This is a genomic window from Sphingobacterium sp. UBA3519 (assembly GCF_002377215.1).
Classification (GTDB): Bacteria; Bacteroidota; Bacteroidia; order Sphingobacteriales; family Sphingobacteriaceae; genus Sphingobacterium; species Sphingobacterium multivorum.
On the sequence record NZ_DFPI01000033.1, the window covers coordinates 275742 to 299961 of the forward strand.

The following is a 24220-nucleotide window of genomic DNA, read 5'->3' on the forward strand; positions in this document are numbered from 1 at the left end:
TGCGTTGCTTTAATACATGAATTACCAATTATCAATGAGTATTTCTTTTTGCTTTTCGTACCCTGGGGCGGTTAGATCTTAGGCATGGCTTATCCGACGCGGCGGAGCCTCTGCCTGCTTACTTTTCGCCAGCATTGGTGGTGATCACATATCTTTCAGTGCCACAAAACTTCTTTATACCTTTATTTTTGTTATCTTTTTTTACAATTATAAATACTGCTAACAGTGGGATCTTCCTGTCTTGATACTGCTGATCTGCATAAACCGTATATATCATGGTTCTAAATATTTTAGAAAGAACCACAGCTATCGCATATTGGTTTATCGATTGGTAAATATTGGTCAGCCAGCAATTTTAACCCGCTAGCGTATGCACTGGAAGATCAAAATAGAAGGTGGAAGCCTTATCTTTCATACTTTTCACCTTGATCTCTGAGCCATGCTGACGGAGTATTCTGCCATACCAGCTTCTGTCACATCTTTGGTAAAACACATCTAATGAATAAATTCATCCTCTTTTATAAGTGCACTGGAATTAATGATAAAGTTTTTAAGTTCACCATTTTTGCATTTTAGTGTTCCTGCTGACTAAACGCACCGTTGAAGGTCATCGGCAGCAGTTGATCGATAAAACCGAAACCAAAAATACTGCTGATCCAGTGCGGTTCGCATTTCAGCATAAAATCTTGCAGTAACTGCCGAACATTGTTATCTCGAGCCTAACAACATTATAGTCACCGCCGAATCTTACAATAATAAACTTCTATCAGCTACTCGCTGTCAGGATGGAGATCTGCCCAGTGAGCTTTTCAAAGTCTATCGGCTTCGGAATATAACCATCCATATCCGGCATCATCATATCCATAAGAATCACTCCGATATCCTAACCTTTGAGCATCGCGCGGTGAAAGGCTGGAAAAAGAAAGTTCCTTATTTTATCGGTGCAGAAGGGAGCGAACTGTTATATTTACCAGGTTTGTACGAGCGGCATAAGGCGGTGGATGAGGATGACGTAGCTGACCGCGTAGGTTCCTTTGGAATGCTCACACAAGCAGCCACCGAAGGAGATCATATTTATTTTTAAGTAAAGAAAATCACTCGTTGTTTCGAACCTACATCACATCCAGCCCCATACCTGCACATCCTCGATAGCTGATGTAACCCGTTTTGCGGGTACTTATTGTTATTAGGCCAACTAAAGATGGTGTTCGGAGAGAATAATAACCAATAATAAAGTGTGATATAAGGTTTTTACATTCTATTTTTATCCTGCCACTTCTTTGGTTTTAATCCAAAGTGTTTTTCAAACAACCTTCCGAAATAACTCAGATTGCTAAATCCTACTTGATAGCCAACTTCTGAAACTGAAAGATTTTCCTGCTTTAATAGTCTTGCTGCTTTTTGCATACGAAGATGATTGTAATATTCGTACATTCCTTTTCCAAAAACTTGTGTAAAAATCCTTCTTAGTTTTAGCTCATTCATTCCACCTATTTTTACCAGTTCATCTTTAGATAGAGATTTTTCCAGATTTGATGCTATCGTATTCCGAACCAAATAAACCGCATCAATTTCTGCGTTGTTAAGATGGAAATAATCTGTTTTTTTCCTTTTTAATAAATTGCTGAAAAGCAGATAAATAAGTTCAAGTGCTTTTAACCGATAAAAAGCTTGCGGTAAAATGTTTTCTATTGAAAGGTCAGCTAATTGAGCAACTAGATCAGTCATTTCAGGTGACAAAAATTCTTCTATCCAAAAGGTTTTTTCTATATCAAAAAGATAAGACAATTTATCTGCATCATTTCCTACAAAATGTTTCAGGTATTCCAGCTCAACTAAAATGCTGATTTGCTGTACGTGGACATCTTTAGGAAATAACACTTCACTTTCCAAATGTGAAGGTATAATACGGACATGAGGCTGATTGTTCAAAGATCTTTTACTAATGGCATTTGCCGATTTTTTGTCAATAAGAATATTTTGAAACGAAATGAGTAGTCCTTTTTCTATTGTCCTGATTGGTTTTCTTTTATAAGCAAAAGTCTTGCTGGCAATTAAAGAGCGAACCATTATTAACATCTCGGGCATCAAGTCCACAATGTTCAATTCGTTGAAATTCAAAAATTTTATCTCATTTTCAATGGAAGATAAGGAGATGCCAAGTTTTTTAGCAAGTTTTCTCATTTTACGCTTTTCATCAAACATAATTTTTTGGACTATTATTAGTTTAATTTGGGCTATTTTATCTGTAAATATAGAAAGATATTTGCTGTATAAAAATGAAAAAAATGAAAAAAAATATTATTATTTCAGGAGGAGGAATCGCTGGATTGACTGTTGCAAAACTGTTGAGCAAACAAGGGCATAACGTGACTGTTTTGGAAAGAGCGGCATCATTCAGTAAATCCGGATTTCTTATTTCGCTTAAGAGTTTTGGCGTTCGTATTATTGAAGAATTAGGATTAGCAGAACAATTACAACAAGCATCGTCACCCTCTGAATTTGTAAATTTCAGGGAATCAGACGACTCAATTATACAAAGTCTTAGCTATGAGAAAATGAACGAGAATATTGAACGTTCCGTACTGATAACGCGAGGCGGATTGCATCACGTTTTATACAACGACGTAAAAAATGAAGTGAGTATTCATTTCTCATCTTCTGTTGAAAACGTAATGCATGATGAAGACAAAGTCCAAATATTACTCAACAACGGAACCGTGTTGGAGACCGATCTCCTTATCGTTTCAGAAGGGTTACGCTCTACAACAAGACAAATTTATTTTCCGGAAAGTACGCTAGAGGATTTTAAATTTGTTTATATGGGTGGACGATTGAGAGAGCATCATTCTTATGAGGTTGGCAAATTCAATATCTATATTGATGTGAATAAGATGCTGTCTATTTATCCCATTGCTTCCGATGAAATAGCCATTCAGTGCTATTTACATAATACAGGAGATTTACCATCTGTTCAAAATAAAGCTAATGAAATACTCAAAACATCTTTTGCTGGGTATAATGAAGATATACAGCATTTGTTAGGTCGCTTCGCGGATAACGGTCTAATGTTTATTGATAAAATGGGGATGATAAATTCATCCACTTTAGTAAATCGTAATGTGGTTTTATTGGGAGATGCGGGGTATTGTCCCACTGCGCTATCGGGAATGGGAGCATCTTTATCAATTTATGGGGCAAAGGCGCTAGCTCATTTTATTCATCAAAATCCGAATGATTTAAAAACGGCTTGTTGCAATTATGATACCATGATGCAGCCAATAATTCAGAAATTTCAGGCTAATGCAAAAAATAATTCAGCATCATTTATTCCTGATAGTAAAGAAAAATTAAACAGTTTTGTCCATTCATTCAGAGCCGCCTCTGAGGCTGATGTGCAAAAAATAATGATTGATCCAATTGTATTAACGAAAGACCAGTTAAATTTTAAAATCAATTAGATAATGAATTTTAGAAAGATATTTTCCGTCATAGTTGGATTCGGAACGATAGGATTAATGAGTTCTGTTTTTGCAAAAATGCAAGGCTTGCTGTTCACGTCATCTTTAGAAATATTTACCAGTAAGGAAATCGCTGCCACCAATTTTTCCCAATTTATCATCAAACTTTTTTGCGTTTGGTTTAGTTGTGTGTTGGGTGGAATGGCTACTACGAGGATAGGGGGCAAGCCAAGAGAAAATCTTATAGTTGGTGGTTTAATAATACTGGTCGTGGGTTGGCTATGGTTGTCGGCTGAAAATCCTATATGGTTTTGGGTATTGCTGATTTTAGGTATTTTACCCTGTGTATTTTTAGGATATCGAGTAACTTCTATTATATGTAAATTTCGTATCAAATGACCATGCGATTCTTAGTTGCAAATTGACCACCTGATTTTCTGGCGAAACTAGATTTAGTGCTGTAGGAGTAATGTCATCAAAAGTGATAATTAATATGCATCTTTTAAGTTATCAAGCCTGAACGTGAGATCAGACTTCGTCATTTGGTGTGAATAGTTCCCTTTTAAAGGTTATTGTGGTTACGATTGTTGCCTCGATAACCTTTAATAGGAGTCGGAAACCAATGAGATAACATTATTTGTGCTGGTTACCTGCGAATTATCGGTTCTATCAATGGCGATTCGCTAATTATCATTTATATTGATTTTCGTTGCCACATGCACGTGGTTGTTCAAATTTGCCTCTTCCTCATCCTGTTGATGGATAAAGTCAAGTAGTCGCTTCAATTCTCCATTGGCATCATCCCACCATTTAATGGACCATATCCTATGGAATATAAAACCATGTCTTTCAAGTTGCTCCTGGCGGAAGCTATCCCAAGCGTAAGCTTCAGGACTGTTATGGTATTTCGCACCATCACACTCTATTGCGATGAGTGGTTTGTGGCTTATTTTTGATTTTACAACGATATCAATCCTAAAACCGCCCACGGAATGCTGCTGTTCTAAACGGTCTGCACCGATATGCTGTGTAAGTCGTTCAAATACTTCATCCTCAAACGGAGACTCAGACCCTAAGCTAAATTCCGCAGGTTCATAGAGTTTATCTGTACAATACTGACTCAACAGCTGTAGAATGCCCTTTCGCAATTCGTCATTTCCCTCACTTACTGCTTTCGCATAGGTAAAGTAAGCGTACAGAATTCCACGGCCTTTATTGCCCTTCTGTTGGATAAGATTTGGGTACTGACCAACATATTCCTGCGGGAAAGAAGTACATACATATACCTTTGACCGCGCTCGAGTAATGATTACATTCAACATGCGATGTCCTTTACCCTGTATAATCGGACCAAAGTTTTGACTAAACGAACCGTTAGCTTTCCGTCCAAATGTCGTTGAGAGAATGATAATATCCCGTTCGTCGCCTTGAATGTTTTCGAGGTTTTTAACAAAGAATGAATCTCCTGCCTGCGCCATTAAGCTGTCAAATACAGAATCGTTCTGACGAACTGCACTCAGCTCCTCCAGGATCAAGTTGCGTTGGTAAATATTGAATGTAGCAACACCCACGCTTGGGATACTATCTTTCGCATCCTTCATGATCTGTTGTAACAATTCGACCACTTTCAATGCCTCTTGCTTATTTACTTGTCCTTCATACAATCCGTCAATCTGTAAGTATTCGATAGGCGTGTAATGCACTTTCGCCGGAACAGGCATCAACCTATTCCCGTAAAACGCATGATTGGAAAAGTCTATGAGATAAGGGTGCTTCGAGCGGTAATGGACTTTTAAATAAGACTCCACAAACCCCTTGTCTACAGCATAAGCTAGTAACGACTCGCTATCCGCAAGATTAAGCTGAGCCGCTTGTAGCGCAGTCCGATCTGAAAATTCATCTTCGGCATCTTCTGTCTCATCATCAATCGGATCAAGTAGCGCTCCACTTCCTTCGAAGTAAGAGGAGGGAGCCATCTGGTGCTTATCACCGGAAACGATTTTAGCTTTTCCCCGGATCAGGGCCGCGTACGTATCTTCGAGACGCAGCTGACTGGCCTCATCGAATATGACCACATCAAAAATTCCTTCCTGTAGCGGCAAGATGGAACTGCAAACCGAAGGATTGACCAATAATACTGGAAAAAAATCTGTAAATAGTTCAAATTCTCTGTTCACAATAGTGCGGAGTGAATTGCGACGCATTCCCTTTGCCCCTTTCTTATTAAAGAGACTATTTATATTTTGCCCTCGAGCTTTGAACTGTCCTACAGCATCAGTCTGTTTTTCTGTCCATAAGGCAATTATACTGTTTAGCTGCGCATGGTTAAACTCTTGTTTTTGCTGTTGATATTGTTGTAGTTGGTAATCACTTTTTGGCAGTTCTTGTGGCTCATTTGTCGTGAGTATCCAATATAGATACCAGCATTCAAATGCATCAGCCCAATGATCTTTAAGATGTATGCTGATTCTGGAAATAAGCTTTTGTTGCGCTTCGTCCTGTGAAAGGAAAAATGATTTCCATTCATGATAGATACGGAAATCACTCATATGTTCATTGAACGTTGTGATGGTATGCTTAACCGTATGACATATGTCCAGTGCAGCCTGAAGACTTGTATACGGTAAAAATAAACCATTCGTCATATTTCCTGTTAATTGGTTACTTTCAATATCGTCAAACGAGTTTTGTAGACTTCGATAGACATGTGCGCGTGCCGTGTAATAGTCACGAAAATTATTGAAATGCCTTAATTGAAAAGTTACTCTTTCAGTTAGGTAAGGTACTGCCTTTATCACCCCATTGATATCAGTAACAGGAGTTGTTGGAACGATATTATAATCAGCGATTAGCATTTGCTCTATGCTATCCAATTTTTGAAGTAGGGGAGCTATTTGCGCTTTTAGTTTACTCAGTTCAGCATGAAAATGATGATCATTAATATTGGACAGATAGTTACTGATCGTAGGTGGGTATTGCTCTTTCCAAGCGGCTGTCTTTTGTCGGAGTTCCTCGATATTGTTTAGATAAATAGATAAATCAGTTGTTTCCAAATGATCGTTATATTGATGTTCAATATAATTTTTCTGAACATGGGCTGATCTTACCTGCGCGATACGATTCTTTAATTCGATTCTCGTTTGTTTTATCTGTTTATGCTTTCCCGAGAATATACTTAATAAACTTGTTTTAAATTTTGCACCACTACTATTATTTAATAAGTTATTGCCATATTGAGCAATGCTTGTTTCAGCGTAGGCAAGATAAGTTGATATTGCATTGCTTAGCGATGAATGATAGCTGCTATAATGTTGTTGCAGAGCATCTTCATATTGCTTGAAAAATTGTTGCGCTTTTATCCCTACTGTTTGTAGTCCTAAGACAATTTCATTGATGCGCTGTTCCTGAGGAAAAGTGGATGGTAATACCTCTTCTTTCACTGAATCTCCAATACAAAATGCCATATAGGACTTAAAATCCTGCTGCATTATTGTGGGGATGCCGCTAAAAAAATCATCAGCCCACTGCTTTCCACTCACTTGAAGTTCGGCAATAAGCTGTTCAATAGTTGGTAACTGTTTATGAGCGTATGCAATAAAATCCTCAATTCTTACACGTGATGGCCCAACCTGTTGATCTAAAAATAGATCGTCTGTCAATGGTCTAAATATGGAATGGACCTGATGCGATTGCTTAAATAAATTATGGCTATGCTTTAAAACAGCAAGTGTCCTTTCCAGTTCTGTATGATCCTGAGCAAAATTAAAATCCTCTTTCGGTATAATATTCTTGAGCGGTACTTGATTAAAGTTTTTTAATAAGGCCAAATTTCGTCCGACGATCTGCGGCCAACTCTTATCGCCGTAGACCGTTTGAGCTAATGCAGCATGCTGTGCGTTGATAAGTTCGGCTGATTCCTTGAGTTTTGATTTTATCACATCATATTGGTTTTGAGCTTGTCTTACTGAGATGTGAAACGGAACTCCGACCTGACGATCTCTGACGGAATCTACGATCGCTTCACGCGCATCGTTTACATCATCAATTACACCTACTAGCGCGCCGATCTGAGGATTCGTACGTTCGATATTTGCTTTAATGACATCAAGCGCTGTTTTCTTTTCGCAGACAACAAGACATTTCAGTCCATTGGCAAGTGCATTTGTGATCAGTGCAGTTAATGATTGACTTTTTCCCGTCCCTGGAGGGCCTTGTATTATTTGATTCGGTTCATTTCCAAGAGCACTTATTATAGCCTGTTGGCTTGGGTCTGTATCTACAGCGCTGAAAGGAGTTGTCGATAGATTTTCCACTTTAAGCTCATCAAATTCAAAGGTATCGAAGCGATCCAATAAGCGTGAAATGTCGGTGATAATACTTTCTTTTTGCGCTCTGAACAAGCCAAAAACACCGCCGAAATGAATGTAGGCTTTGTTATTGGCGATAGCATCTATCTGGGAAGCTTCGGGTAATACATTGATAGCTGTTTCAAAGTTTTTGCTTAGCACCTCAAGTATCTGCTCTTTACTATTTGAATTGAGTGCTTCCAGTACTTCAGCACAAGCGTTCACTAATTCGTTGCTATCAATCAGTGCGTCTTCTAAAGCATCATTGGTTAGACTGGGGAGTGTGATGTCATCTTCACTTTTGATAAAAGAAAGGAGGACTTCATTGATACTAATCGGGTGAATATCTGAATCCACTATTTTTCCATTCGCTTGAACCACTTTATTTCGCAAAAACGACCATTCATTGACTTTGTTTTTAGATTTAACGGCCTCTAGTTGCCAAATGAATAATGGGGCTTTTATGATCTTAGAAGGGTCTTTTGAGGATCTTTTTATAAGAATAGGATAGCCGAATCCGAGGGTCTTCATCCCATGTTCTTTAAAATAATCTTCATTTTCTATGATGATGGAGTTCAGTCGTTTAGAAATTAAGGTCAGTTTCTTTTGAGTTTCCGCATCTTTTTCATTGAGGTCTATCGTATCAAATGAAATCTTAAACTCAAAGTTTGCTTTGGTCAACAAGGTATCCAAAAATGATTTGGCGAGACCATCCTCAATGAGGTCAAGCTGCTGCAGGTCTAACCGGGTGGCCAGCCTTCCTGGCAATGCATTTAAATGAATAGAGCGGGCATTGCCGCCCTTTAATTTACTTTGTAATGATTGCAGGAAAATCTTGGATGACATAATTATAATATTTGTATTTATCCTAATATACAAATATTCGGTATAATCAGCAATGGGATGGAATTGCTGATGTAATACTTGAAGGTTCATTAAAAAGTCTCCATCGCATTCATTGTGAAAGCTTTATTTTTGATGGCTCCATAACGTGTGTTTTCGAGATTTAAAATTTCATCCTTTGTTATCATTTCTTAGTCATTAATCTTCTGCTTGAGTTGATTTCCTATCGTAGGTGTTGTATAAATTTTCAGGAATTTCTGCGAGAGTCGATTCGTGTACTTTATCGCCAAGTGTATAAAACTCCTGAAAGCTCATAATAAGAGGTTTCCATTTATCTGGATCAACCCGATTTGGATGATTATCCATAGTAATTGATTTATCCAAAAATACCCTGTTTATCTTTAGTTCAAACGTGATAATCTTCCCATGCTGTAAAGGTTCGTCTTCCGCCAATTTATGCATGCCCATAACAACAGCTTCCATTTGTACAGGGCACTCGTTAATCCGGGAGACATTGATGGCTTCTGCTGGGGTTCCCGTCAGTCCGGCTATTTCAAATTGGAAAAGTCTATTGAGGAGGGCGATTATGTTATGGTGACCGGGGAAATCAAGTTGAAAAATAAAGCCGGGGAATATGAAAACTTCGATTATTGCGACATTTGGTGATTCGAAGATGGAAAAATGGCGGAACTTAAAGCATTTGTCATTGAAAAACACTGATCGCAGATACAATCATCGCAACCAATACCTTGTATAAGAACTGATTCTATTTGAAACGGTGTTTGTGTAAGCTGTTTCAACAAAAATAGGAAGTTGAAGTTATTGGCATCAACATTTAGTAAAAAGCGATTAAAGCTATAAAACTTAATGTGCAGTTCAAGGTTGATGAAATTGTACCGTTAGGAGATAATCTGGCATTTGTCCGTACTGAATCACATGGGGCACAAATTATATTAGCCAACGAAGAAAAAACGGAAGAGCTAAATCGGGTGTTTTTCCTTTTCCGATTTTATATATCGTTCATTGGTCGAGCCAATGAACGATATTGAGCAAAAACTGGGCATTCTGCGCTGCGGCCGGATGGTTCATTCCTCTTTTTTCACTTTTGATGCCATGGAGTTGTGCCGAAAAAAGGAGCGCCATCTCCGAATACCACAATTCTCCCTTTCCCGAACTGCAGGTAAGCACCGTTTGCAAACCCTTTGCCCGACAATCGGGGGATATTGTCTGGAATAGGCCTTCTTATCTGATTAGCATCATTAGGTAGATAAATTTCATATTCTTCGTTCAACAGAGAAATAATATGTGCGTTCGTTGGGATGATAAACCCTGTTCCACCCCAGCACATAATACTGTCTATTTCTCTACCTGATCCAGTGGTTATTTCGTTGGATAACAGTGTTTCTCTATCTTTTGAAAAGATTTCGGGACGTCCATTCTTAGGTAAGGCAAAACCGTTTACGATATGAATGCCAAATGCTGCGCCAAGCGTTTGTACAGAGCCGCCACAAGGCATGTGATCGGTGACTAGAAATAGACTTCCACCATCAGATACCCATTGACGAAGCGTTTCTATCTCCCGATCGGTAAAGGCAGAGTAGGTGGGTAATTTCCAATTTTCCGGATTATATAAGGCATTTATGCTGATATAGATTTTCACTTCCTTTAATTGATCATAAGAGATTTTTTCTTTAGCACTTCGGAGACGATATCCGTCAGCTTGTAGGAGATTTGAAAAAGGGGCATAAGCACCTCTCAAAGTAACCGGATTGTTATGTGCCTCGTCAAATAGGAGTAGTGGTCCATCACCGATCCGGTGGTGCGGATCGGTGATGGGATAATGAAACTGTTCATCTCCTACCTGTTGGGCGCTAAGCTGAGCTATACCCAGCAGCAGGAATAAGCTGGCAATAAATCTGTTCATATTATTTTTTGAATAGGATTATTGGTCAGTCTTTATCCAAACATCATTTTCGAAACACTGCATCTGCTCTATCTTTCCATTGGCAACAGAAAATGTCAATGGAAAGGTACCATCATCATTGAGAAAGAAAAATTCCGAACGTGGGGTAAATGAAATTGTTTTGTTATCCCACAATTGAGAAAGCATTAAGCCTGTTGAGGAGGGATCTATTTGAATCTTAAAGTTGCTGTCATTTACCTTGAGGTAAGATCCGGCAAGCTGTTTCAGTTGAGATGCGGTTAGAGTCGCAATTTTATTCGGGTCAAATGGCACGCGCTCACAGACAATTCTGCCCAGGATCTTGGTTTGGCCAAAATCGCCGGAACTATTCTTTAAAAATTCTATGGCATATCCTTCGTTTTTGGATTCAAAATGCGTGTCATCTTTACGGACCAGCTGATATGTTTTTTTCTGATCCCACAGCTGTGTGGCATACAGATTATTATCGTGCTCCTCGAAAGCAATGAAAGCTACTTTATTGGGTAGCTGGTAGTAGCCTTGAAATGATTTTAGCGGAACCAACTGTTGTTGTTGAGGGCCATCGGAAGGGTTGGTCTGCGAAAATGTTTCAATCGAAGCAAAAAGGCAACATGCTCCCACTAGAAGACCATATGTTGCTTTGGAAAATTGGCGGATCGCTCTCGAGTACCCGCTTGGTTTGGTGTATTGTATCATAATTTTTTTTGTTGATATGATACAAGAGTAGGTCTTTTTGATAGGCTAACCGTCCGAATGGATGCAATCGAACAAACTTCATTGTTTCCCTTTAAGTTGATTGTTTCCGATGGACTTTCATATATTCTGTGGGTGTGACACCGGTCACTTTTTTGAAGCTGCTATAAAAAGTTGTTCTTGAATTGAAGCCGGCCCTTATTGCGATTCCAAACATATCGAGATGTTTGGCCTCTTCGGATAATAAAAGTATTTTTGCTTCCTCCGTTCGAAGTTCGTTTATAAACTGGTAAAAATTTTTCTCCAGTCCATTGTTTATGATATAGGAAAGATCATGCGGATTGATTCCGATATGCTCCGCGAGGGATGATAGTGTTAATGTCGGATCGAGATATAGCTTTTCAGCTGTTGTTTTCTGTAGTAATTTTTCTTTTAATGCGTCTACCTGTTGTACTGTCAGCCGCTCTTCGGCTTTAGCCTTTTTATGCTCCGTTTCGTTGATGAGGTTTTCTGTAGACTCAATTGTGTAAATTGATCCTTGTGTTAGCGTTGCGTACCCAAGTGCCACGGTGCCCATAAAATATAAAATTGGGGCCACTGCGCTAAAAACTACATGTACCATAGCCAGCAGACGGGCAACAATCATCAATAGCAGCGCGATCAATAGATACTTCAACCAGGCCATATTTATTTTTTCCGTATAGGAAGATAGCTGGCGAATGTTTTTCTGGTGTATTTTGAAGAGGCTATAACAGGCAATCCAATAAAAGATACATTGTGCAAAAAAGAAATATTTGATAGCAAAGATGATCCATTGCGGTAATTGAGGTGGATGGATGTGACTATTAAAAAGTCCGGGTATTAAATAGATGATGGAGAAGAAAAGGAAAGCGAGGAAGGGAACAAAATGTAGTCCCAAATACCGAATTTTTGCTGTTGGCTTGACCATGTAGTGAACGGCCAGGTAGAAGCAGGGGAGTGCAGCCCATCGCGGGAGTTCCAGCGTATGAATCAATCCTTCGCTCTCGATATGAAAACCTTCCAGAAAAAGCTGAGTAAATAAACATGCCATCAAATAATACCATGTTCCAAGCCACCGGTCTGCGCGCGAAAAATTGTGGTTGACACCCAAAAATATCAAGGTGCCGAGCAGTAGAAATGCACCAGCTGAAAAAGCATGAAAGGTATACAGTATATTGATCATGGGCAGTAGTAAGTTATCATTGTAACGTGAATTTAAACATAATTGATCAAATGGAGCTACATCATCCATATAGGTACCCCGATCCAACCATTGATGGATAGAAGGGCGACGAGATAGCATAAAAAGAAATTATTGAAGGCCAAAAACAGACGAAGCCATAATGGGTTCAGTCTAGACCAACGGTAATAAAGCAGCAAGCTGCTGAGGGCAACCAAAATAGCAAATAGAAGCATGCCTAGAAAAATGAAAAAACTAGTTCCATTAAAAGAGGTAAATAATTCTTTATGGCTGGCGTCTGTTTGTCCCATGAGACGATAAGCAGCGAGAAAACAGCATGTTCCTATTATTGGCAATAAAGGAATGCCTAGGTCTATCAGTTTCATTTTTCTAAAGAGCGTAAGAAATATTCCGATGGTGCTATAGATGAGATAAATTAAAATAGCCATAAGTCCAAGGTAGATAGGCAACTTTTGGATTAGAACAGAAGCTCGAGGTACTTTGCGATAGAAACTACTGCCATACCCTTGAAAAAAAGGCTGCCCATCGGGATCTCGAGCTAATACAAAAGCAGGAAGAATATCATCTTTTAGTCGGAAGATGCCATTGCCAACGTGGACAAGAGAATCGAGCTGTCCGTTTTCTTTTTTTACGACGAGTCTATCCTTGCTGACCGCCGTTAATTCGATGCCGCCAAAGATACGTCTGTAAAATTCCCAGCGTTCATTTTTAGGATTCATAAATTGATAGTATCCGAGTAGCAGTTTAATTTTTTGTTCATCTATCGGTAGACTGATTGATTTCGGAGGAGAAATGTCTTTTGTCAAAAATTCTTCAATAGCCTGTGATACTGGCCAAAGATTGACAACACTATTGGCTGCTATTGCATAGGCTATACCAGCTTCGCGGTTAAAGAACAGCCAGGATACAAAGCCTTCCCCTTTACCGTTGTGGCCCCGTAAGCTGACTTTTTTATTATTTGGAAATAGATCATTGCCGAGGGCATATCCCGTTTGTAATCCAGCGCGGCTCGCTAAGGTACTGTGAATGGTTTCCATTTCCTTCAGTCCAGCATTGTCTAGCAACCTGCTGTCGGTATTACCATTGAGCAGATAAAGCATAAATTTTGCCATGTCTTCAGCAGTGGATACCAAAGCGCTACCGGCCCCATTCCCGATGGGACGATAGAATGGCATTGGTCTGTATTCGCCCTTTTGAAAGTTATAACCTGTGGCAAAGCTGGGTCTATGATTTCCATCAAGATCAAATAAGCTGTTTTGCATTTTTAATGGCAAAAAAATATGTTCTTCTAAATACTTATCCCAAGGCATGCCCGAAACTTTTTCAATTATATAACCGAGTACATTATAGCCCGGATTGGAATAGGACATCATGGTTCCCGGTCTCCAGCGTACCGTGAGCGAATTGCTAACAGCTTTTAAGGCCTCGATATCAACAACTGGCTTTTTTTTGCTGATATCTACCATGCTGTTGAGTTGAACATCTTCAAAACCGGAAGTATGTTCGAGTAGATGAACTACCCGTACCGGATCTGTCGCTTCCCAATGATTGTCAAATGGTATCTCGGGTGCTATATCACGAATACGGTCATTGATTTTTAGCTTACCGTTAGCCACTAATTGTTGTATACCCATTGCCACAAAAAATTTGGTGACGGAAGCGAAGTGAAATTGCGTTTGATGTTCTACTTGCCTACGTTGTTTAAGTTCAGCATAGCCCAGTCCACCCGAGTACAGTATACTGTCTTTTTTTACAATAGCAACTAGTAGACCGGGTATATGTTCCTTCTGAATGACATTATCTAAACGACTATACAATTGGCTAGTATTGTTGTCAGACTTTGTAGCATTGCTTACCTGTGCTGATGCATTAAAATTAACTGCCACAATGAGCATTGCGAGATAAAAAGTTTTTAAGTTGATCATACGCTTTTCTTTCTTGCAAATTAGCAGTTATCTTTACATAGATTGTCCGTTTATATCCAAATGGATAATCCAATGGATATCTTAATAGTATTTAACTCTACTACATATCCTTTATGCCGTCAGTTGCCTTATGTTATTTAATTGGTTCATTAATAGATCTTCTTTAAAGGAGCCTTTAGGCGAGGTTGGTTAATCCATAATGGTCAAAGAGATGGCTGCAATAGCCTTTCTCATCATGTATTGCTCTGTTTCTCAAGATTTAGTTCAATAAAATCGGCCCATTCTTCGTTTTCGATTTGAATGTATTTATGCAGGTCATATCGGTATTGGAATGTGGATGCAGGAAGGTTCAGATGTACAGGACAAAATAGCTGATATATGGTGTGATATGTCCACCAAGCGGGACAAAGCAAAAGAGTATCTTTCAGAAGATAAAATAAAATCTGATCTATGATTAGACAAAAATACCCATTATGAACAAAAATACACATTATGAATTTGAAAATTTGATTTTATCGCCCCGCTATCGTTGAAACGTGAATGAAGAGTTAATTGTAAGTGTCATATCCCCAAATTTTAATTTTCTTTCTTCCTGAAGGGCTGATTTATCCGCTGTTAGATACCCTGTTTTGTAATATTTGAAAATTGTGCCAAAGTGATTATCGAGTATCCTGAGTTTTTTGCCATTCTGCATGTAGGTCAATTGCAGGTAAAAATCATCCTTTTCTGGAAAATCAAATGTTGGGATAAAGATAGGATCGGTATTGTTGAATGCTATCTGAGATGCACCCAATTTCAACGCTTTATTTATTTCTGTCTCTGAAATTGGTTTTTTGTCATTCTCAGCGTCTTCCAAAGAATTATATAACGAGACAACAGCATCAAAGGTTTCGTCTTCTTTAAAAGAATAAGTCAGATATGGACTACGCGATGAGAGCTTATCAACCACAATTGAATTAATGGACTTTAAGGCTGTGACTTCTACCGTTTTGGACGCTGAGTCTACTGCCATATCCATTGTTTCACTTTCTACCTCATTTTTGAAAATATATTGGGTTAGGCGGTATTTACCCACGCTAGCGATATCAAGATTAATATCTGCCTTCGATTCCGTTTTTACAATCTTCTTATTCTCCAAATCATATAATACCCATTTTACAACGGGAGTTTCCGTAAAATCCCGTTCTATATTATCTTTTACCACTTTTATATTACTTTTGAAAGTTGCTCCTTCATAATGGGTGTAACTTATATTGGCGGGCATAGCAGATAGTTTGGGAGGAACAATAATAATCGGGTCTTTTAGCTGTTGACCTTCAGGGTTTACATACACAAACCCCGCTTTTAATACCTCCTTACCTTTGGTAGGATCGATATCTTTCTTACAACCAGTCAGCAGCAGGGCGGTAATTAAAATAAGGTAATAGCGCATCATTTAAATCAATTGGTTCAATAGCCTAATATACTAAATATATTTAATTAATTTGCGTTTGAAGAAATAAATGGGTTTTAGACTTTGCATTGACTGAAGAAAATTCACTTGTTCCTGTAGATAATCCTTATTTTTCCAATGAAGTTATCTATGAGATAAGTCTGAATAAAATGAAAATATCTGCCTATATGTTTGATGCAAAATATATTGGAGATAATGCTTCAATTCCTCCAATGGAGGGTATCCAGTTATCCATTAAAATTAAGTCAGGCTTTGTCTCAGTAACCTTTTCTATCACGTCGTGGGAGGTAGAGGACACAGCTACTGAATATCCGAAGCTCTCCAATATCATAGAAATCATCTCCAGCAATTGTTTGTCATCGTCAAACAATAATATTTTCTTCTTTTCCATTCTTAAAATTTTTCGATCAGCGGAATAAGTTCGTCGATATCTATAGGTTTAGAAATATAACCATCTGCGCCAGCACTTAGGCATTTTTCCCGGTCACCGGACATGGCCTGAGCAGTAACCGCAATTATGGTAACATCGTTAAATATTTCGCTGGATCCCTTGATCCTGGCAATGCCTTCATATCCATCTATTTCAGGCATCATCATATCCATCAGCACGATATTGATATTTTTATGCTGATGGAGTATTTCAAGCCCTTCTGCTAAGGAAGCACTGCTTAGTACAGCATAACCTTTTGACTTAAGAACAAATTTTAGGGCAAAAATATTATAAGGTTCATCATCGATGATCAGAATCAATTTTTTATTGTCCATATTTTAATCAGTTGTATAACCATACACGTAATAATGAAAGCAATTGATCGGTGTCCACGGGCTTTGAAATATAATCAGAGGCCCCGGCTATGATACACCTTTCCCTGTCACCGATCATGTTTTTTGCTGTTATGGCGATTATCGGTATTTCACTATAATGGGGATTTTGACGAATCATTTTAATCGTTTCATACCCATCCATTTCGGGCATCACCATATCCATAAGAATAACAGAAATATCATCGTGTTCTTCAATTTTGTCTAGACCTTCCTTTCCGTCCATTGCAGAAACAACATTAATCTGATACCTTTCAAGCGCTTGAGAGAGATAATAAATAGTGCGTATATCGTCATCGACGATAAGAACTTTTTTATTTTGCAGTACTTCTCTGATGGTTCCTAAAGACGATTTTTTTGACCATTCTTCACCAGGATGGTTTCCTACTAAATGCAAAAACAGTCCAACTTCGTCCAGTATTCGCTGGTAGGAATTTGCCGTTTTGATGACAATCGAATCGGCATATTGCTTCAATTTTAGCTCTTCAGATTTCGAAAGATTCTTCCCTGTGAATACAATGATAGGTATATTTTCTAAACCGGGTTTTTGTCGTATCGAGTCTAATGTGTCATATCCCATATTGCCCGGAACGCCCATGTCCAGTATAACGCAATCTGCTTTATCAGAATAGAGACTGTCGACGCTTTCTGTAACGGTAGTCTTTATTTCAGAAATGATATCATAGCTTTCCAAAAAGTTAGCAAGTGCTGCTGCATGTTTTGAATTTTCCTCTACAATAAGCACCTTTTTCGGATTCCGGGCAAGTGCTTCCTCAATTTTTATAAACATCTGCGCCATTTGTTCCAGCGCAATAGGTTTATCCATAAAATCGATAGCCCCTTGGAGCAGACTTTCCCGTTTAACTTCAAAAGATGACATAACATGGACTGGAATCGGACGTGTAATTGGATTGTTTTTAATCTCTGCCATAACCTGCCACCCATCTTTTACAGGTAATTGAATATCCAATAAAATCGCCGTAGGCTTATACCTTATCGCTGCATCAGCTGCCTGGTCTCCACGCACGATGACTACCCCTTTATACTTTTGCTGCCGGGTATACCTAAGCAGCGCTTTAGCAAAATTAACATCATCTTCCACGATCAATATCACTTTATCGTCCTCTTTTATATCATTCCGGTCATCATCAACATCCGGCGGGATAATGTCAACGGTATGCGGATTACTGGACATTATGATGTCCTGTGTTTTTTCGATGTTTTCCGCAATGGACTGTATAAGCTCTCCCGTTGTCGTAATAGTATTTTCTTCCAGATTTTCGGGAATTAAAAGGGTAAAGGTACTTCCTTTTTTTTCCTGGCTACTTAAACGGATCTCTCCGCCCAACAGACGCGAGAGTTCACGGCTGATCGAAAGCCCAAGACCTGTCCCGCCAAATTTACGCCGTGTGGATCCGTCAGCCTGCTGAAAAGCTTCAAAAATGACGTCCTGTTTGTCCGGTGCAATTCCTATACCGGTGTCAGTTACGGCAAAAGCAATCTGTCCATCTTGTGCCTCGCTTGGGAAGACGGAAAGTATGACTTGTCCCTCTTTCGTAAACTTGATGGCATTCGATAATAGATTCCGTAGGATCTGGTCCAGTCGCTGGCGGTCAGTACGTATTGTCTTTGGCAGGTTGTCTGCCAATTTTATTGTAAATGAGAGTGCTTTTTCCCTTATAATCGGAGAAAATAGATTGTCCAGGTCTTTTGTCAGATCCGAAATTGCAACCTGCTGATAATCGAGTTCCATTTTACCGGACTCAATTTTTGAAAGATCGAGAATTTCGTCGATAAGGGTCAATAGGTTTTTTCCCGATAATTGGATCACCTCGGCCGATTCAATCTGTTCGGTTGTCAGGTTCTTTTCGGGATTATCCGACATTAGGCGTGATAGAAGCAAAATTGAATTGAGCGGTGTACGCAGCTCATGTGACATATTTGCCAAAAATTCTGACTTATATTTCGTGCTCCGCGCCAGTTCTTCCGCTTTTTTCTGAATTTACTGATTTCGGTCTGCTATCAGTATATTTTTTTCTTCTAGCATTGCAGAGCGTTGCTCCAGTTCTTTATTGGCTTGCAGCAGTTCTTCCTGTTGTACGCGTAGTTCTTCTTCGGACGTCTGGAGTTTTTGGGTATGGATTTCAAGATTTGCATTGAGATTTTCCAGCTCGGCATGCTGTGCCTGAAGTTCCTCTGTCTGCGATTGCGTTTCTTCAAGCAGCTGCTGTACTTTCAGCCGCGCCTGAGCTGCAACAATCGCTGCACCAATATGACGGCCCGCTTCTCTATAAAATGGCATCTGGGGTTCCTCGAATTTCCTGAAAGAACCAAGTTCAATAACACCAATGCAGGTGTGACCATCAAAAATTGGAAGTAATAAGATCGAATGCAGGGGTAAATATCCTGCAGTAAAACTGACCACATTTTTCGAAGGATATGGATTTTCTATGATCCGTACTTTGCCGTCCACAAACGCCTGACCGACAGCGCCTTCTCCGGGTGCGATAAATTGCCGCATCGAATCTTCATGGCCGTAGGCTCCTATCAGTGCTAGCTGCGTATGCTCAAGGATATAAAGGGAGCCGTTGGCACATTCCCCATAAGTGACTAAGATTTGCAATGCATCGGAAACTAGATCTTCTTTCACTTTGTTGCCGACTAAAACTTCGTTTAGCAAGGCGAGCCCGGTCTGGCGCCATTCATTGTCGCTAAGTTCATCGAAAGATTGTTTTAACGAATCTGCCATATTGTTTAGTGAACCGGCTAAACTTCCTAGTTCATCATGCTCCTGGTCATTGATTTTAACCGAATAGTTTCCGGCAGCAATCTGTCCCGCAATACGTTGTGTTGCGACGAGTCTTTGGGTGATCTCCCTATCTTTTTTCTTAAGGTCTTGTTCGAGCTGTACCCGTTTCGCCAGGTCCCTTCTAAGCCTTATATAAGAAAATATGGTAATGAACAGCGAAAAAATCGCAGCGATGATCACAAAAAGTGAAGTCAATGTTGATGCCGTATTGAGCCTTCCGGACCTACTGTCGAGCAATTTCTCCTCATTGTCCACAAGTCTGGCGAGAAGCGCACGGCATCTGTCCATATATTTCTTGCCCTCCTCCATGTCCGCTAAGGTCACCGTACCCCGGGCCTTTTTTATGTTAACCAGTCCGGCCAGTTTATTCAATCGGGACTCGACCAGCTGGCCGATGCTATCTATTATTTTTTGCTGCGGGAGATTGTCCGATACCAGGTCACGGGCGGTGGCAATTGACTGAGGGAGGGAGCGGGAACTGCTATAATAGGGTTCCAGAAAATGTTCTCTTCCGGTGAGCAGAAACCCCCGCTGTCCAGTCTCGGCATTTTGTAGGTCGATCAAAATTCTGTTCGAGCGTGCAATGACACGTCTACTGTGATCAACCATTTGACTATTATGGATCTGATTACGGATACTTAGATATGATGCTGTCGAACTGGTCAATAACAGGGCCAGTGAAAATCCAAAGCCGATCTGCAGATCTCTTAAAAAACGTTTTGGCATTGCCTGGTTCAATTTAAAGGTAAAGAAAAATAAAAAGTAGATCCTCCTGAGGGGGCACTGCGTACACCGATAGTTCCATTGTGCTGCTTAATTATTTCAGCGCAGATATAAAGACCAATCCCCAGACCCTGAAAGTTTACGGACGATTCTTCCACACGGTAAAACTTATCAAACACGTGTTTTTGCCTGTTTTCCGGGATACCTATACCGCAATCGGTGACAAATACACTAACTGAGTCAGATTCATATTGTATGTCTATTGTTATACAGGGCCTATTGACTGAATATTTTATCGCATTACTGAGAAAATTGATCAAGACTTGCTCTATACGCCTCTTATCAGCTTTTATCATGTGGTTGATAAGATTGGGATCGTAATGAAAATAAAAATCAACATCGGCATTCATCTGTCTCATTGAGGATATAGTCTCTTCAATCAGGTTTTCAATTACAAAATCCTCTTTTCTTAAATTTAGCTGGCCGCTATCAATTTTAGAAATATCGAGCAGGTCTTTTATCAGCTCCTGTAATTTATCTACATGTCCATCTAGGGTAAGGAGATGTTTTTGGATAGAAGAAATGTCGTTTAAGCCGATCAGACGCATCATAAATTGCACATAACCCTTAATACTGGTCAGAGGTGTCTTTAGTTCGTGGCTGGCAATGCTCAAGAATTCGTCTTTCTTTTTTTCCAATTGTTTTCTGTGGTCAATGTCCGTCAGGGTTCCCACCCAAATTGGGCCCGATTCCTGCTCGCGTATCGGTGCTATGCGAAGAAGAAAATATTTGTAATTTTCTGCGCTAAGCTCTTTGATGCGGACTTCTTTTTCATAAACCGTTCTGTGTGACACAGCGTCAGTCCATAGCATTTTGATCTCCTCGTCATCGGGATGTGTAGGCGGAAAAGATTCAGCGGACCGAGCAAATCGGTACCATTGGGAATTGACAAATTTTATGCCCCCATCAAAATTTGCAGTGAAAGCCAGCTGCGGTAAGGATTCGAGTGTCAGGTGGAGCTGGTCAACCTGTTTTTCAAGGGCACGCTGGGCTTTTTTGCGTTCTTCGATTTCAGATAGAAGCTGTTCCTGCATTTTATTGAGAGCGACTGTCTTTTCATGGAGATCATAGAAAGTTTTGACTTTCAGATTCAGGATATCCGGATCGACAGGTTTAGTGACGTAATCATGACCACCGGAAGCATATCCCTGCGTAATGAATTTTTTGTCCTTGCTGACTGCCGATAGGAATATTATCGGGATATTTTTTGTTTTATTGAGGCCACGTAGGGTTGCTGCAACTTCAAATCCATCCATATCCGGCATCTGGACATCCAGAATAATGAGTACGTAGTCGGTTTTCAGGGATTTTTTTAGCGCTTCCTCACCAGAGAGGGCAGTATCCACTAAAAAATTTTTTGATTCTAAGAGCTTCTTTAATGAAAATATGTTTTCTTCTTGGTCATCTACAATTAAAATCATGGTTTCTGCATTTATGTTTAACGGTAGTTTGAGATTGTATAAGTAAATGTTAAATATACACAGTTTATTTGTATCAACGAATTCAACTCTGTCCTAAAGGGAAAATTTTTGATAAATTATAAAAGCCGACAGCAAATATAGATTTAGCCGTTTATAAATTGGGGTAATATAGAAAATCGATACAAGTCTACCAAAACTAGCTTTGCGGTATTACTTAAAAATAAATGAACTATTGTAGCTTCAATAATGCATAGAAATAAACTCTAATTATCTGATATAGTATTTACTATCGTCTTAAAGCGTATGATTGATTTACAAAAAATAGTTGCAGATGGGGTGGTCCCAGATCGAAAGTGCTGCAGTTAATTTTAAAGGGGGGATTACAGCTTACACGCTTGAAGAGAAAGTAGACCAAAGCACAGCAAAAATATGGATAAAATATTTTGGTAACTTTTGAAGGAATACTTGCGAAGCTATTTTAGCGATTTGCGAAAAGGCCTAGCAGCATTAACCGAACGATAAACCGCGAGGAAAAATCATTTAATGTTTACAGCAAGCCTGCTCGTTTTTCGTGATTTTTCCTCGCAAATTTATCTTAGGGTTTCAAAACTACTTTAACGCAATCGTCTTCTTTCTCATTGAAGATTTTATAGCCATGCTCCGCTTCAGTAAGCGGAATGGTGTGGGTGATAATATCATCGAGAACTACTTTATTTTCGCTGACGAGGTTCACAAGCTTGTCAATATAGTTAAGAACAGGGGCTTGACCCTGCTTAATGGTGATACCTTTATCAAAAATCCTGAATAGTGGGAAATTATCGTATGGGGAACCATATACGCCCATGATCGATACTGTTCCCATTCGTCTGACCGCTTCAAAGCACATTTCCAATACTTTTATCGACCCTTTTTCAAAATTTATCGTTGCTTTTACTTTATCCATAAAATTTCGTTCGGGCTCAAAGCCTACTGCATCTACGCACACGTCGGCTCCTCTTCCGTTAGTCATTTCACGAATTGCCTGAATAACATCTACTTTATGTGGGTTTAGGATTTCAACGTTATTGACTGCTTTCGCTTTCTCCAATCGATAGTCCAGTGGGTCTATAGCGATAACTCGACCAGCACCATTAAGCCATGCTGCTTTTTGAGCCATCAGGCCGACAGGACCCGAACCAAAGATTGCAACAGTTTCACCGCCTTTCAGATTTGCCCAATCAATCGCAGACCATCCGGTAGGAAAAATGTCTGTTAAAAACAAAGCCTGTTCATCAGTCAGGTGTTCGGGAATAATCCGAGGACTGATATCGGCATAAGGAACACGTACATATTCAGCCTGACCGCCAGAATATCCTCCGTAAAGATCAGTATAGCCAAAGAGTGCACCACCTTTTTGATCCATCAAATCCCCGTTGGGACCATAGTGTTTAAAGTTTGAATTCTCGCAGGCAGGAGATGCTTCATGCGTACAGAAAAAACATTTTCCGCAAGCGATCGGAAAGGGGACTACTACACGGTCGCCTTTTTTTAGATTGGTGATTTCTGAGCCCACTTCCTCTACGATGCCCATAAATTCGTGTCCCATGATCAGGTTTTCCTTCTGCGGGACTGCACCGCTTAGAATATGTAGATCGGAGCCACATATTGCGGTCGCGGTTACTTTTAGAATGACGTCTCTTGGGTCAAGTATAGCTGGGTCAGGTACATTATCGACCCTGATATCGCCGGGCTTATGGAATACTGCTGCTTTCATAATTTATATTTTAGAATGTGTGTACATTTAAACAAATTATTAATCTGTGTTTTAAAGGAACACATCCAAAACAACTTTTGTTCAAAAAATAATAGCACACAACTATTCACATCTCAATGAAGGGTATTTTTCTCAAAAGATAACGTATATGCAACATCAATATGTGTCAAACCATTAGGTGTTCGGTGATGTTCACGGTGAAAGAATAATTCATTAAATGAAGGTGATGAAGATTAAATAGAATAGGTTGTATGGCGGAGTGATATTATTTTTAAATTCACTAGAATCAATCTCTGTCGAAGAGTCTTCGAATTGCTCTATTGTTTTTTTGAGTTCTTTCCGCTCGCAACAATACTAAGGCTAATCAATAACAGCAATGATAAGGTAATTAGGTAAGGTCTTTTGCTTTAGCTCAAAGCCGCCGAAGCCCGTTAACATGTAACCAAGGCGGGCATCTAATAAGCATTACCTCCCTTAACGATTAACAAGGGAGGCTTTTTATTTTTCCCTTTTCTGCTTTACCAGCACGATCCAATCATCTTGTACGCTTTCTGTACCCACCAATAATCGCGCATCGTCTATTGACAATAAATCGTCCTCCCAAAGTGGAGTTGTGCAGGTTTGAGCGAGCAGTTGCTCCAGATTTCCTTTCATGGGCTTATAGGCATGCGCACCGCATTTCCGCCATAAGTAAGTGAAGTTTAAGCCAATCCTTTACTATAAATTATATCGCTGACAATGAATGTG

General features: G+C 39.5%; 20 protein-coding genes. 4 read left to right on the forward strand and 16 right to left on the reverse strand.

Going from position 1 to position 24220, the window contains the following annotated elements; genetic code table 11:
• Positions 1–118: 118 nt before the first annotated feature.
• Positions 119–277, reverse strand: coding sequence for a hypothetical protein (locus tag B3297_RS21710; protein ID WP_286727682.1), 159 nt, complete (start codon positions 275–277; stop codon positions 119–121).
• A gap of 627 nt (positions 278–904) precedes the next feature.
• On the opposite strand from B3297_RS21710, the gene B3297_RS21715 reads away from it, so the two are divergent.
• Positions 905–1084 carry a hypothetical protein gene (locus B3297_RS21715; protein ID WP_115048250.1) on the forward strand — a complete coding sequence of 60 codons (180 nt, stop codon included), beginning with the start codon at positions 905–907 and terminating at the stop codon, positions 1082–1084.
• Positions 1085–1251: 167 nt separating this feature from the next.
• Here the strand turns inward: B3297_RS21715 and B3297_RS21720 are convergent, their stop codons facing one another.
• Positions 1252–2205, reverse strand: a complete 954-nt coding sequence (locus B3297_RS21720; protein WP_286779481.1) for a helix-turn-helix domain-containing protein — start codon at positions 2203–2205, stop codon at positions 1252–1254.
• An 83-nt stretch (positions 2206–2288) separates the two neighbouring features.
• On the opposite strand from B3297_RS21720, the gene B3297_RS21725 reads away from it, so the two are divergent.
• Entirely contained in the window at positions 2289–3461 is a 1173-nt protein-coding gene (locus tag B3297_RS21725; protein WP_286779482.1) for an FAD-dependent monooxygenase, read from the forward strand.
• A 3-nt stretch (positions 3462–3464) separates the two neighbouring features.
• Entirely contained in the window at positions 3465–3860 is a 396-nt protein-coding gene (locus B3297_RS21730; RefSeq protein ID WP_145330423.1) for a hypothetical protein, read from the forward strand.
• Between the two features lie 284 nt (positions 3861–4144).
• Here the strand turns inward: B3297_RS21730 and B3297_RS21735 are convergent, their stop codons facing one another.
• The 12 genes from B3297_RS21735 to B3297_RS21785 all read right to left on the reverse strand — a co-directional run bounded on the left by B3297_RS21735 (position 4145) and on the right by B3297_RS21785 (position 21720).
• Entirely contained in the window at positions 4145–8653 is a 4509-nt protein-coding gene (locus B3297_RS21735; RefSeq protein WP_286779483.1) for an AAA domain-containing protein, read from the reverse strand.
• Positions 8654–8848: 195 nt separating this feature from the next.
• On the reverse strand, positions 8849–9367 hold the full coding sequence (locus B3297_RS21740; RefSeq protein ID WP_286779484.1) for a hypothetical protein: 519 nt from the start codon (positions 9365–9367) through the stop codon (positions 8849–8851).
• 382 nt (positions 9368–9749) lie between these two features.
• Positions 9750–10574, reverse strand: coding sequence for a hypothetical protein (locus B3297_RS21745; RefSeq protein WP_286779485.1), 825 nt, complete (start codon positions 10572–10574; stop codon positions 9750–9752).
• Between the two features lie 18 nt (positions 10575–10592).
• Positions 10593–11288, reverse strand: coding sequence for a hypothetical protein (locus B3297_RS21750; protein WP_286779486.1), 696 nt, complete (start codon positions 11286–11288; stop codon positions 10593–10595).
• A 91-nt stretch (positions 11289–11379) separates the two neighbouring features.
• Positions 11380–12609, reverse strand: a complete 1230-nt coding sequence (locus tag B3297_RS21755; RefSeq protein ID WP_286779487.1) for a helix-turn-helix domain-containing protein — start codon at positions 12607–12609, stop codon at positions 11380–11382.
• A complete protein-coding gene (locus tag B3297_RS21760) occupies positions 12546–14432 on the reverse strand; it encodes a serine hydrolase domain-containing protein (RefSeq protein WP_286779488.1) in 1887 nt (628 codons plus the stop codon). The genes B3297_RS21755 and B3297_RS21760 overlap by 64 nt, the downstream gene beginning before the upstream one ends.
• Before the next feature lie 523 nt (positions 14433–14955).
• Positions 14956–15867 carry a hypothetical protein gene (locus B3297_RS21765; protein WP_286779489.1) on the reverse strand — a complete coding sequence of 304 codons (912 nt, stop codon included), beginning with the start codon at positions 15865–15867 and terminating at the stop codon, positions 14956–14958.
• A gap of 181 nt (positions 15868–16048) precedes the next feature.
• Complete coding sequence (locus B3297_RS21770) at positions 16049–16276, reverse strand: response regulator (protein WP_115048266.1); 228 nt, start codon at positions 16274–16276, stop codon at positions 16049–16051.
• A 2-nt stretch (positions 16277–16278) separates the two neighbouring features.
• Positions 16279–16650, reverse strand: coding sequence for a response regulator (locus tag B3297_RS21775; RefSeq protein ID WP_112374602.1), 372 nt, complete (start codon positions 16648–16650; stop codon positions 16279–16281).
• Between the two features lie 7 nt (positions 16651–16657).
• Complete coding sequence (locus B3297_RS24745; protein WP_313158403.1) at positions 16658–18655, reverse strand: response regulator; 1998 nt, start codon at positions 18653–18655, stop codon at positions 16658–16660.
• Between the two features lie 54 nt (positions 18656–18709).
• The gene (locus tag B3297_RS24750) at positions 18710–20242 is read right to left on the reverse strand and encodes a CHASE3 domain-containing protein (protein ID WP_313158401.1); all 1533 of its coding nucleotides are present in this window, start codon (positions 20240–20242) and stop codon (positions 18710–18712) included.
• A gap of 8 nt (positions 20243–20250) precedes the next feature.
• Positions 20251–21720: a hybrid sensor histidine kinase/response regulator gene (locus B3297_RS21785; protein WP_070568394.1), complete on the reverse strand. Its 1470-nt coding sequence runs from the start codon at positions 21718–21720 to the stop codon at positions 20251–20253.
• A gap of 331 nt (positions 21721–22051) precedes the next feature.
• Between B3297_RS21785 and B3297_RS21790 the strand changes: the two genes are divergently transcribed.
• Positions 22052–22177, forward strand: a complete 126-nt coding sequence (locus B3297_RS21790) for a hypothetical protein (protein ID WP_256603312.1) — start codon at positions 22052–22054, stop codon at positions 22175–22177.
• A 138-nt stretch (positions 22178–22315) separates the two neighbouring features.
• On the opposite strand, the gene B3297_RS21795 is transcribed toward B3297_RS21790, so the two are convergent.
• Positions 22316–23473 carry a zinc-dependent alcohol dehydrogenase gene (locus B3297_RS21795; protein ID WP_070568391.1) on the reverse strand — a complete coding sequence of 386 codons (1158 nt, stop codon included), beginning with the start codon at positions 23471–23473 and terminating at the stop codon, positions 22316–22318.
• Between the two features lie 498 nt (positions 23474–23971).
• Positions 23972–24127, reverse strand: a complete 156-nt coding sequence (locus tag B3297_RS21800; protein WP_159332907.1) for a hypothetical protein — start codon at positions 24125–24127, stop codon at positions 23972–23974.
• Positions 24128–24220: the final 93 nt, after the last annotated feature.